Source organism: Gimesia alba, from assembly GCF_007744675.1.
Classification (GTDB): domain Bacteria; phylum Planctomycetota; class Planctomycetia; order Planctomycetales; family Planctomycetaceae; genus Gimesia; species Gimesia alba.
On sequence record NZ_CP036269.1, the window covers coordinates 2,942,572 to 2,955,404 of the forward strand.

The 12,833-nt window shown below is 50.1% G+C and carries 5 protein-coding genes and 1 tRNA gene; 4 read left to right on the forward strand and 2 right to left on the reverse strand.

The genetic code is table 11. The annotated features are described in order from the left end of the window. The first annotated feature begins 70 nt into the window (after positions 1-70). Together Pan241w_RS11045 and Pan241w_RS11050 are read left to right on the forward strand one after the other, a co-directional pair. Positions 71-1,738, forward strand: coding sequence for a glycine--tRNA ligase (locus Pan241w_RS11045; protein WP_198000468.1), 1,668 nt, complete (start codon positions 71-73; stop codon positions 1,736-1,738). Between the two features lie 56 nt (positions 1,739-1,794). Next, on the forward strand, positions 1,795-3,336 hold the full coding sequence (locus Pan241w_RS11050; protein ID WP_145215137.1) for an FAD-dependent oxidoreductase: 1,542 nt from the start codon (positions 1,795-1,797) through the stop codon (positions 3,334-3,336). Between the two features lie 308 nt (positions 3,337-3,644). On the opposite strand, the gene Pan241w_RS11055 is transcribed toward Pan241w_RS11050, so the two are convergent. Both Pan241w_RS11055 and Pan241w_RS11060 read right to left on the reverse strand, forming a co-directional pair. Beyond that, a tRNA-Gly gene (locus Pan241w_RS11055) sits at positions 3,645-3,715 on the reverse strand. 63 nt (positions 3,716-3,778) lie between these two features. After that, positions 3,779-8,464 (reverse strand): outer membrane protein assembly factor BamB family protein, encoded by a 4,686-nt coding sequence (locus Pan241w_RS11060; RefSeq protein ID WP_145215140.1) that lies wholly within the window; start codon positions 8,462-8,464, stop codon positions 3,779-3,781. Between the two features lie 315 nt (positions 8,465-8,779). Between Pan241w_RS11060 and Pan241w_RS11065 the strand changes: the two genes are divergently transcribed. Both Pan241w_RS11065 and Pan241w_RS11070 read left to right on the forward strand, forming a co-directional pair. Beyond that, complete coding sequence (locus Pan241w_RS11065; RefSeq protein ID WP_145215143.1) at positions 8,780-11,266, forward strand: PSD1 and planctomycete cytochrome C domain-containing protein; 2,487 nt, start codon at positions 8,780-8,782, stop codon at positions 11,264-11,266. Between the two features lie 57 nt (positions 11,267-11,323). Beyond that, positions 11,324-12,823 carry a DUF1501 domain-containing protein gene (locus Pan241w_RS11070; RefSeq protein ID WP_390621003.1) on the forward strand — a complete coding sequence of 500 codons (1,500 nt, stop codon included), beginning with the start codon at positions 11,324-11,326 and terminating at the stop codon, positions 12,821-12,823. Positions 12,824-12,833: the final 10 nt, after the last annotated feature.

A 12,833-nucleotide genomic window follows, 5' to 3' on the forward strand; every position in this document is an offset into this window, starting at 1 on the left:
TTCCCTGATAATTGAAATCAATTCCTATTTTTAGAGTGTCTTTGAAAGACAAGATGGAAAGACCAGTTCAATGAAAAAAGAGATGGAGAAAATCGTTGCGTTGTGTAAACGGCGTGGGTTCGTATTTCAGTCTTCAGAGATCTATGGCGGACTTCAGGGGTTCTGGGATTATGGTCCGCTCGGGGTGGAACTGAAACGCAATGTCCGTGAAGCCTGGTGGTCGGATATGATTACCACGCACAACGAGTTGATCACACCCGAAGGCGCTCCGAAACCTTTTTCCATGACCGGGGTCGAAACGACGATTATCATGCATCCCAGCGTCTGGAAAAGTTCCGGGCACTTTGATCTGTTCCATGATTTTATGGTCGATTCCAAAGAATCAAAGGCCCGTTTTCGCGTGGACCATGTGTCTGTCGCCGTCGCGTATGCTTCTGACGAGACTCCGGTTGCCTGTGAGACCTACATGGCCGATATCGGAGAAGAAGGTCTTTCTAAAACCAAACGCAAGCGTCTGGAGAAGGCACTGGCAGAATATGAGAAAACGCAAGGTCTCACTCCCAGCGAATCGCCTGAGATTCGGGTCTGTAATCTGATGGATTACAGTAAGATGCTCGTAGAGGCTGAGATCCCCGCGACCGGAAAGCTGGAGCCCCGCTGCCCGGATACAGGCGGAGAGCTGACGGAGCCGCGTGAATTCAACCTGATGTTCAAGACGATCATTGGTGCCTTGTCGGGCGAAGAAGGGACCGCGTTTTTGCGACCGGAAACCGCACAGGGAATGTTCGTGAACTTTAAGAATGTCGTTGACAGCGGACGTGTGAAGTTTCCGTTTGGGGTTGCCCAGATCGGAAAAAGTTTCCGTAATGAAATTACGCCACGAAACTATACGTTCCGTTCGCGTGAATTCGAACAGATGGAGATGGAATTTTTCTGTCATCCGGATGAATCGTTCGAATGGTACAAGTATTGGCGTGACCGCCGGTATGCCTGGTATATCAAGCACGGGATTGACCCAGGCAACCTGATTCTGCGCGACCATACACCCGAGGAGCTGGCTCACTATTCGGTGGGAACAGCCGACGTGGAGTATGCATTCCCCTTTATGGAAGAAAATGAGTACGGAGAACTCGAAGGGATTGCACATCGTGGCGATTTCGATTTGCGTTCGCATATGGAAGGGAAACTGATTCGCGAAGGCGATCAGCTCGTGGTCGAAAAGAACGAACACGGACAGCCGAAGTACAAAGGGAGCGGAAAAGATCTGACTTACTTTGATGATCAGACGCGCGAACGATTTGTGCCGCATGTCATCGAACCGGCTGCGGGAGCTGACCGGGCGACACTGGCGTTTCTGTGCGAAGCGTATTACGAAGACGAGCAGCCTGATGAAAAAGGCAAGATGCAGACACGGACCGTAATGCGGTTTCATCCGAAGCTGGCGCCTGTCAAAGCGGCTGTCTTCCCCTTGATCAAAAAAGCGGGAATGCCCGAAGTGGCTGCTTCAATTTATGGAAAACTGCGTGCAGCAGGTATTCAGGCCGTGTATGATCAACAGGGAGCCATCGGTCGCCGCTATCGTCGCCAGGATGAGATTGGAACGCCGTACTGTCTGACAGTCGATGGGGAGACCGAACAGGATAACTGTGTGACCTTGCGAGATCGGGACTCGCTGGAGCAAGTTCGTATTCCTGTCGGTGATGTTGTTGCCGAGATTCAAAAACGGATTCATGGTTAAGTAAATTGATTCGCCCATTGATCTGGGATATCAGCTGAAAAAAAGGGGAGCCGTTCATGGCCAATGATAAAATGGACCGCCGCGTTTTTGGAAAATACCTGGCTGGCAGTACGGCTGCATTTGTGGCCGGTGCGAATGGGGCGTCGGCAAAAGAACCCGTCGTTGATGCTATCACGCGGCCCTCCAATACGATGCTGCTGGATGGGGGTGGTCAATCGGTCTGGAATTCAACCGCGCAGCATGTGCGAACCAGCGGCTGGATTTCGCCGGACGGCAAAGTCTTTCATGAAGCGGCGCGGAACATTCCCATTGTCGAAGAGGATGAAGTCATCGTCTGTGGCGGCGGCCCTGCCGGATTTGCGGCGGCGTTGGCTTCTGCTCGGAGCGGCGCGAAAACCAGACTGCTGGAAGTGAATGGCTGTGTGGGCGGCGTCTGGACGGCCGGTGCGTTGACACTGATTATCGATGCACAGAATAAGCCGGGCATTATGCGCGAGATTCTGCAAAAGTTGGATGATCGCGGCGCCAGCAATACTCTGTCGAATGGTTCTGTCGCCTATGACACCGAGAAAACGAAGCTGCTGCTGGAAGATCTGCTGTTGGAAGCGGGTGTGAAAATTCAGCTGCATACGCGTGTGGTTGGTGCGGTGACGGATATTAACAATCGCTTGTCCGTGATCGTGACCGAATCAAAATCGGGCCGACAGGCCTGGCGGGCGAAGTCGTTTATTGATTGTTCCGGCGATGGCGATCTGGCGGCGCAGGCCGGCTGCGGTTATGAATTTGGTCAGCCGGGAACCGGTTTGACTCAGCCAATGAGTCTGATGGTCTTGCTCACAGGAGTCACGACTGACGGCATTGCACGGTTCGTTCGTGGCGATGCTGAGCCTCGCAAACTGGGGAATCCGAAAAAGAATCTACTAGCCGAATTTCAGCGTGCGGGTGTCGATCCTTCTTATGGTGGTCCTACGATCTTTCGCGTCCGGGACGGGCTGTATGCGATGATGGCCAATCATGAATATGGGACACTCGCCATTGATGCGGCGCATGTGACGGACGCAACGCTGCAGGCACGCCGTGAAGTTCACAAGCTGGTCAACAGTCTGAAAACACTGGGCGATCCTTGGACGAATCTGGAGATTATCGCGACCGCCGAGCAGATCGGAACGCGGGAAGGCCGCCGGATTCTGGGACGCTATCATGTGACTGCCGAGGATTTAAAGAAAGGGGCTCGTTTTGACGATGCGATTTGCCATGTCCGATTTGGAATCGACGTGCATTCAACCAATCCCGGCAAGACGAAGGCGATTGAAAAGAAACCGTTCAAATCGAAGCCTTATGATATTCCCCTGCGGGCTCTGATTGCCCGGGATGTGACCGGGTTGATGATGGCCGGGCGTTGTATCAGCGGCGATTTCATTGCACACAGCAGTTACCGGGTCACTGGAAATGCGGTGGCGATGGGAGAGGCGGCTGGTGTGGCATCCGCGGTTGCTGCTTCCACCGGGAAACTGCCTCACGAGGTCCCCTTCTCTGATGTTTCGAAACAACTGGCGCAGCTTCGTTCTGAGAAGAAGACACAGCAGGTCAAGAGCTAGACTGTGTCCAGCTTTACTGTAGCGTCTCCAAGGCTATTTGGACCGAGTATATTAGATTGAGGCACGCTATGGTAAAATGTGATGCGCTCTAGGTAGCGTTTCTTAGTTCGAATGCCTCTTGGCAAATGGTATTAACCGGGGCTAATGCCCTTCGGCTAATAAGTCATTCTGGTTAGGAAATCACCAAAAACCGGATCAGCCACAAGGCGTTAGCCGCGGTTAATACCGATCTCGGGAAGGTTACAATCATGAGAATCGCACTCGAAACCAATCAATAAACGCTACCTGGCGAAACAGAGTCAGGTAAGAGCGGCTGAAGGGAATCGAACCCTCGTCACCAGCTTGGGAAGCTGGGGTAATACCATTATACGACAGCCGCTGATTGCTGTAATAGACAGGCTAAAGCTCTGACAGGTTCAGGTCAAGTTATTTGACTGCCGACTTAGAGTGGTGCATCCAATATTTTCTCCAGCGATTTTGTACGATCGCTAAAATCGATCTCGACGGCACCATTCATTCCCTGGAAGACGATCTTATTGAAGCGGGGATCAATCTGCATTTGCAGGATCGTATCCTTCATGATGTTGTCTTTGAAGCCAATGGTATTTCCTGTTTTTGCATCGAGAATCTCAAACAGGAAGGAGTAACTTGTTTTTTTTGATTCGGTACGGATTTTACTTATGAAAATCAGGAAGGGAAGTTGGTACTGTGAGGTATTAACCCAGGATCGTTTCGGCAGGTTACGATTCCAGAGGATTTTTCCCGATTGTTTATCAACGCCGATTAAGTCATTGTCGACATGGACTACGTTTAAAAAGGAGTCACTCACATAAAAGTCATGTCTGACTGATCTTTTGCGAGGCGCCGTATAGGAAAAGTTAAAGTAGTAGTGGTCGTTATCAGAAAAACCGACGAACTTATTCAGTTTTGTGAGTAAATGATCGGGGAGTATCGTTTCGACAAGGGTCTCGCCTGTTTCCACATTTAAAACCCGCAGTCGGTTGGGCGGTAGTAAGATTGCGAGTTCTGTTGGAGAAATCTGAGTTGAGAAGCCCGAGTTTGAGATGGGTTCATCCAGCAGGAATCGGTCTGTAAGTGGGTCCCACAAACGGACGCGTTTTTCAGTTGTTGATGTTGTCTGGTAGAAGAGTTTTCGTCCAAATACATGCCGGGCGCGACTGTTTAAATCCAATTCGCCCTTTCGAATCAGTTCACCAGTGATGGAACTGTAGACATCGTAATTGGTTCGATTAATGTTGAAGGCGACGATCGCTTTTTGATCGCCGATCAGTCCCTTGCTGGAATCGCTCAGGTAACCGGATTTGGACGGGATGTTTTTGCGTTCCCAGAGCACTTTTCCGGTTGCCGGATTTAAGGCAAACAGTCGATTCGCCCACTGAAAGATACAGACGCGGGGGCCGGATGGCCCTACATAAAACAGGGATTGGGAAATGTTTAAATCGTCAAATTCCGTGGTCCAGAGCGGCTTGGAAATTTCATCTTGTAGTTGAATCAGTGAAATGCCATGAATTTTGCGGCTTGCCCCCAGCGGGATAAAGTGACCAACGCGCGTGTTCTGTGAATGATAGGGATAGGAGATGCGGTCTGAGGCATTGATCTTGCCGATTTGTTGTCCCGCGTGTTTATTGATCACATTGAGGATCGAGCCTTTTTTGAGCAGGATTTGAGAGATCTCAGGTGGCGGTAGAAATTTGCGTTCATAGTTTTGGTAGGGTTTTCCTGCTTCAGGAGCAGGCATGCCTGTATATGATTGCTTGATGGCGACATGGGAGATCTCTCGGTTAAGTGGTTGCATTATTTGAAAGATCGACCAGGTTTCCGAACCCCGATTGAATTGTTTGACATATTCAGAGCCCGTCATGCCGGAATCGAGCGTGATGTTTGCGAATTTTTCATCCAGTTCTCTCAAGAGAGAAGCAGCCTCGTGAGGCAGGCCGACAGACTGCCATAATTCGAGTAGCTGACGTGTTGCTGTCGCGGCGATTTGGGGATCCGGATCTGAGCGATTTTCCAGCAGCAGGAATTCTGCCTGTTGGTTCTGGCCTTGTTGAATCAGTTTTTGTGCCAGAACACTGCGGACGGCGACTGCTTGAGACCAACTGCCATAGGTGTCCAGAAAGGATTCTAAAGCAGTGACGGAGCCCTCTTTCAGTGCAGCCTGTTGATCAGCGGAAATAATGGCGTCGACTGTTTCACGTTCTTCTCTGTTTGCTTTGGTGGTGACTTTTTCCATCAAACCGGAGATGAGACTTTTGACCGTAACCAGATGATTTGTATCGCCGGCCATTGCCAGAGGTTGATCGACTTCGATCTTTTGAAATTCTTCTGCGACTTCCATCAGACCCTGATAGTCTTGTTGTTGTAGCAGATATCTTGATTTGCGGGATAAAAATCGGCCCCGTTCCAGTGGGGTGGTTGCGAGGGCTTCGAGCTTCGCGAGTAGGTCGTACTCATTTTGCTCGGTATGATTCAGTTCTGCATAAAGCAATTCTCGTAAGAGGGATTCGGAACGCTTTTTGATAGGAGCCTTTGCATTCATCGACAGCAGTGCTTCGAGTTTTTGTTGTGCACTGCTCAAGTTACCGAGTGCCAGATCCAGCTCGGCTTTTAATAACTGATCGCTCTGGGCTTGTTCCGAATTGATGGATTGTTTCTTGGTCTCAGCCAGGCTGGCACGCATTGCTTCTGCCTGGGCGAAGGAATCGATCTGCCAGAGTCCCAGCGAGATGATCTGACCTTGATGTGCGATGAGATTTCCCGGATACCAGTTACGTTGGCCGTATCGTTCGCTGATTTTGGGATCGATGGCAGCAGCTGTCTGGAATGCGTAATTGGCTCCTTGTTGCAGTTTCTCTTTAAATTCCCGGTTCAGGATCTCTGAGATATGAGTCGTTTTATTGAGCGTGAAACCGGATTCTTTGCCTGAGGGGATATGAATGCTGAGTACGCTTCCCGACTTGATCGGCAGCAGGTAATTTTCTTGCGATAAAAACCCTTTCCCAGAAACGGGCCCCGATTCCAGATGCCAGAGTTCTCTTCCATCTTGAATATGCCGACCGCGACAGTAATCTGAGCCAACCACCAGAACGGTCTCGTCTACCACAGCCGCGACGTACTCACCATCTTCCCGGTGGACTTCGTTCCATAGCGCCGCACCGGTTTGTAAGTCAATACAATGAATGTAAGGTGAGCCATTGGGGAGGTAGAAGATCCGATTCTGATCGATCACGGGAGTGCTGGTCAAGCCGCGGTGGCCGAAGGAGACAGGCCTTAAATACCGCTTTTGAGAAATCCTGCGGTATTGGTCTCCTTCACCATAATAATAGTTCCAGAGCAAATCTCCATTGGTTGCGTCAACGGCGACCAGTGTATCAATCTGCGTCGTGCAGACAATGATTCCCTGGCTGCTGGCGAGAGGGCATTGCTGATACGCCCGATTACGATCGGATTGAATCGGCTGATTGACATAAGCGATGCCCTGTTTCCAGTGGATTGTTCCCTCTTGCGGATTGAGGCAGAGCAGGGAAATCTGACTGTTGTGTTCGGCTATGGCGTAAACAAAACTGCCAACAGGCAGTGGCGCTCCCAGAAAATAATATCCCTCAAGAGTCCAGGCCGGCTTTACTTTGGCTGAAGCCGTTTTGGGGGAAGTGGACGGTGATTGCGTCGCTGAGTTCTGGTTTGAAGATGCTGTTATTTGTTTCAGAGGCAGAGCGAGCAGCCGATTTCCTCTCTGGGTAACAAGCGGAAAATAAGTACGGGAACGACGAAGTCCGAGATTCAGTTGAGTTGGGGAAGCTGGATTCGGCAGATAATCAATGGCAAACACAAACTGACCATTACTCGAAAGTGAACCGTAGATTGAGCTGTAATTATAGAATTTTTCCAGTGACAAATTTTGTGAGTAGGATGAATGTGATGGTGTGCGATCTTCCAAGAGATTGATCAAGTTACTGAGGCTGCCTTCGCTTTGAAAGACCCAGGATGTCTTGCCGGACTCCAGCTCAACGGCGCGGATTCCTTCAAAGTCACGGTAAATGACAAGGTCTTCCACCGCGATGGGCATATTGGCAATCGCGGTGGAGAGATTTTCACGATTGTGTTTTCCTTCCCAGTCGATCAGCGTTTTCAGAGGACTCGCATGTTTTGTGCGACCGATGGGATGGCTCCAGCGGGGATGAAGATAGGGTAAACTGGCATACGTAGACTGGTTCCGTCGTGCGTTTCCCTGAGCGACAGACCAATCTGATTTCTGCTGCTGGGTGGCGTTTCTCAAAGGGGACTCTAAATCCTGCATGGCGAGTTCCAGACTGCTTTTATTACCACGCCATGTGACAACAGTTTCTCCTCGGGCTTCCAGAATCTTCGATAGTTTTTCGAGCTGGCCAGATTGCTGATAGGAAACGGCTGCTTTGAGAAAATGTACGGGCTGCATTCGTGATTGATGGATGCGACTGTTGATCAGCAGATCCCAGTAGCGTGCGGCGAATTCGAAATTGCCCTGCTCCATGTAATGGGCGGCCAGATAATTCAATGCTTCAAAACCAGCCTGCAGGGGAAAAAACTGGAGCGCCAGCAGTTCATACATGCGGAGATCATTTTTTTGGCGGGCTTGTTCCAGAAGCCAGTTCGCCTGCGGACCGGAAATCCGCTCGTAGTCGGCAACTGTGCGTGGTGAGGCAGTCGAATAGAGTTGGCGCGTCTGTTGTCTGAAGTTTAAGGGGCGATCCTGGTCTTCAGGCCAGAAGAAATAGTCTTCCTGGTGATCCAGGAGCTTTTCGAGTTGTAACGCACCTTCCGTAAATTCCTGATTGCGGAATTTTGCCTGTGCCCGTTCAAACTGAGTTTGCAAACTTCGGTTTCGATAGATGCGATGAATCAGCGCTTCGCGGTCTTCCGAAGCATCCTGGGCAGGTTCACTCTGGTCAGGAATTTCTTTGTCGGCTGGCGGATCCAGAAACGCGATCAGTTGATTCGAGGCGGGTTTATTCTCAGACAGCAGGATGGCACATGGGAAAATGAAGAGAATACCAGCGAAAAAGAGAATTCTGGCATAAACATTACTCAGAAAATATCGTATTGAGAATGGAGGAAACCATCGATTCATCCTGCAGATTCTCCTCAGATCAGAAACAGATGCCTGTCATCAAGCGCGTCTGTGAATAGAGACGGTTATGATTGTAGCATAATCGGTCAATCAACAGACAGGTTACTTTCAAAACGGAAAACCGACTGATCAGGAACGGGTAGAAAAGAGAAAGAGTGTGACAGAGAATCGCTTAGGGGATACAATGTAGAATAATATTCTTCCAGGTTGAAATTGAGAATAGACAAAAGTGGCTCGGTCGATTATATTTTTGATTAAGTATACGCCGTTTAAATAATAAGTTGATAAATGTACATTTTAAGGGGCTGCCTCATAATGGCACGGATCAATTCCTGCAGAATCCAAGGGAAATTCCAGAATCGGCTCTGTTGTGTCTTGGGGCTTGCGATTGTTTGGGGGATCTCTGCTTTTGGATTTGCCGAAACCAACAACAAGGTGCCTGTCGAGAAGAATTTAAAGCCGGTTGTTGATTTCACACAGCAGATTCAGCCTCTATTAGCCAAACATTGTTATTCGTGTCATGGTCCTGATGTACAGGAAGGTGGTTTGCGCCTGGATCAGAGCGAGCAGGCCTTTCAGCAGTTGGAATCGGAGGCGACTGCGATTGTTCCCCGGCATCCGGAAAAGAGTGAGCTGATCGCGCGGATCACGACGAAAGACGAAGATCTGCAGATGCCTCCAGAAGGAGACCGTCTTTCGGGGGAACAGATTGGTCTGCTGAAGAACTGGATTCAACAGGGCGCAGAATGGAAAAAGCACTGGGCATTTCAGCCGCCTCAGAAATTCACGCCACCTCAGACCAAAAACAGCAAGTGGGTCAAAAACCCGATCGATGCGTTTATCCTGGCGAAGTTGGAAGAAAAAGGGTTGTTACCTGCTCCGCCGGCAGACCGCGTGACGTTGATTCGTCGCGCTTATTTTAATCTAACCGGCTTACCTCCGACGCCGGAAGAAGTCGACCAGTTTGTCAACGATCCGGATCCGAATGCGTACGAAAAACTGGTCGATCGTCTGTTGGCGTCTCCCCGTTATGGAGAGCGCTGGGCACGTCACTGGCTGGACCTGGTTCGTTATGCCGATACCAACAGTTTCGAACGGGACGGCGAGAAACCCAACGCCTGGCGTTTTCGAGATTATGTGATCCGTGCTTTCAATGAAGATAAGCCGTACAGCCAGTTCATCAAAGAACAGCTGGCGGGAGACGAACTCGATCAGGTGACCCATGAGACGATTATTGCCACCGGCTATTATCGTCTGGGACTCTGGGATGATGAACCCGCCGATCCGTTACTGGGTTTCTATAACGAGTTGGATGATATTGTCTCCACGACGAGTCAGGTCTTTTTAGGGCTTACCTTAAATTGTGCCCGCTGTCATGAGCATAAGATCGATCCAGTTCCCCATGAGGATTATTACCGTTTTCTGGCGTTTTTTCATGGATTGAATTCGTATGGAACGCGTGGTGATCAGCTCTCTTATAATCAGACCGATATCACCGGCCCTGAGATTTCCGCTCAATATGCGCAATATGATGCACAACAAAATGAATTGAAGCAGAAGATGCATCAGATTGAAGAGACTGGTATCAAAAAAATGTCGGGTGTGGATCAGAGGCGATCCGAAACACGCGAACGTGGCAAGTTGCTCAAAGAGAAACTGAAACAGCATCTGGAGCCGGAACAGTTTCAAACCTATCAGGGTTTAAAACGTGAGATGAAGGAACTGGAAGCAAAGAGGAAAAAACTACCGCCTCGAAAAATGGCGTTGAGTGTCAGACGAAGTTTGAAAGAGCCGCGTGAGACGTTTGTCCTGTTGCGTGGGAATCCCAATTCTCGCGGAGAAAAAGTAGAGCCCGGCTTCCCGGAAATTTTTGGTAAGACGGAACTGCAAATTCCAGAGCCGCATAAAGATCAAGCGACTTCAGGCAGGCGACGTGCGCTGGCGGAATGGATCGCCAGCGACGATAACATGCTGACTTCGCGCGTGATTGTGAACCGGGTCTGGCAGCATCATTTTGGTCGTGGCATTGTTCAATCTCCGAATAACTTCGGCCAGTTAGGTGTGCCTCCTACCCATCCGGAATTACTGGACTGGCTGGCTCTGGAGTTTGTCAAGAGTGGCCAGAAATTTAAGACGCTCCATAAACTGATTATGATGTCGAACGCTTATCAGATGTCTGCACAGCATTCCGATCAGGCAGCGGCGATTGACCCGGCAAACGATCTGTTCTGGCGATTTAATATGCGGCGATTAAGTGCAGAAGAAGTACGTGATTCCATCCTGGCGGTGAATGGTCGCTTGAATCTGAAAATGTATGGCCCTGGGTTTTATCCGGAAATTTCAAAAGAAGTCCTGCAGGGGCAATCCAAACCAGGACATGGCTGGTTGAATTCTTCGGAAGAAGAGCGCGCGCGGCGCAGTATTTATATTTTTGTGAAGCGTTCATTGATTACTCCCCTGCTCTCTAATTTTGACTTTGCCGATACGGACAGTACGTGTGCGGTCCGATTTGTAACCACTCAGCCTGCACAGGCATTAGGAATGGTGAATGGAGCGTTTGTGAATCGGCAGGCTGAATTGTTTGCTGATCGTGTGATTGAACAGACGGGGACATCACATGCTGAGTTTGTAACGCGTGCCATTCGGTTGGCTTATGGACGCGAAGCACAGGCTGATGAAGTCGCCGACGGAGTGCAATTGATTGATAAATTGATCAAACAACATTCGCTCGATGAAAAACAGGCATTGAATTATTTCTGCTTAACGATTTTGAACCGCAACGAATTTGTTTATGTGGATTAGCGACTTTTAATGAAATGCGTCTTGGCGATTTCGCCTTGTAACTTAAGAGGACGAGCTATGGCTATGGAGCAAACATCCAATCATCAAGAAGCTAGTTCTGCCGGACATGCGCAGTTCTGCCGTCGTACACGACGTGAGTTTCTGTGGGAAGCCGGTGGCGGGTTCGCTTCGGTGGCATTAACGGGCATGATGTCGCAGGACGGTTTTCTCAATTCCCAGGCCGTTGCCGCAGACGGTGTGAGCCAGTTCCAGAATCCGTTGGCGCCCAAAGATCCCCATTTCAAGCCGAAAGCCAAGAGTGTCATTTTTCTGTTTATGTATGGTGGGCCGAGTCACGTTGATACCTTTGATTATAAACCAAAACTATATGATTTGGACGGCAAAACGATTCCCGTCAAAACCAAAGGACGCGGTGGGGAAAAGAACGAAGGTCGCGTTGTCGGCCCGAAATGGAAGTTCAAGCAGTATGGTCAATCGGGTCAATGGGTTTCGGATTTGTTTCCGCATCTGGCGACGTGTGCGGATGATATTGCGTTTTTGAAATCAATGACCGCTGATTCTCCCATTCATGGATCGGCGATGCTGATGATGAATTCGGGACGCATTTTAAGTGGGTTTCCCAGTCTGGGTTCGTGGCTGAATTATGGTCTGGGAACCGAGAATGAAAATCTGCCCGGTTATGTGGTGATGCTCGATCCGACGGGTGGGCCTATCAGTGGAGCCAAGAACTGGTCGAGTGGTTTTATGCCGGCGACGTATCAGGGGACAACCATGCGTTCGGAGGGCGCGCCTCTGATTGATTTGCGTCGACCAGAAGGGATGAGCAAAGCGGTACAGCGCGAGTTACTGGACGCATTGAAAGACGCTAACGAGAAGCACCAGGTTTCGCGGGCCGGCAACTCGGAGTTGGCGGCGCGGATCGCCAGTTACGAACTGGCGTTTAAAATGCAGAAGCATGCTCCCGAAGCAGCCGACCTGGCGTCAGAAACGAAACAGACGCAGGAGTTATACGGGCTGAACAACCCTCGTACGGCTGATTTTGGCAGACGTTGTCTGTTAGCCCGCCGACTGGTTGAGCGTGGCGTGCGGTTTATTCAATTGTATTCCGGCGGAAACCATAATGATGCCAACTGGGATGCCCACGGGGATCTGTTTAAAAATCATAGTTATCATGCCGGGAATACCGATCAGCCGATTGCCGCGTTGATTAAGGATCTTAAAGCACGCGGCTTGTTTGATGAAACGATGGTCGTCTGGGGTGGTGAGTTCGGACGTCAGCCGACGGCGGAATACGCCAAGGGAACGGGCCGCGACCATAACTCGTACGGGTTTACGATGTGGACCGCCGGCGGTGGTGTTAAGGGCGGAACTTCTGTGGGTGCGACCGACGAGTTGGGCTCGGCGGCGGTGGAAAAGCCGTTCCATGTAAAGCGATTGCACGCCACTATTCTGAATCAGATGGGACTGGATCCGAACCGTTTGTCTTACTTTTATGGCGGGCTGGATCAAAAGCTGGTGGGCGTCGAACATACCGAGCCGATCCGCGAAATCATTTGATCTTCGAAAA

Coding starts and splice junctions, on each gene's coding strand:
- Pan241w_RS11050 (WP_145215137.1), top strand. CDS start 1,795: ATGGCCAATGATAAAATGGACCGCCGCGTTTTTGGAAAATACCTGGCT.
- Pan241w_RS11060 (WP_145215140.1), bottom strand. CDS start 8,464: ATGAATCGATGGTTTCCTCCATTCTCAATACGATATTTTCTGAGTAAT.
- Pan241w_RS11045 (WP_198000468.1), top strand. CDS start 71: ATGAAAAAAGAGATGGAGAAAATCGTTGCGTTGTGTAAACGGCGTGGG.
- Pan241w_RS11070 (WP_390621003.1), top strand. CDS start 11,324: ATGGCTATGGAGCAAACATCCAATCATCAAGAAGCTAGTTCTGCCGGA.
- Pan241w_RS11065 (WP_145215143.1), top strand. CDS start 8,780: ATGGCACGGATCAATTCCTGCAGAATCCAAGGGAAATTCCAGAATCGG.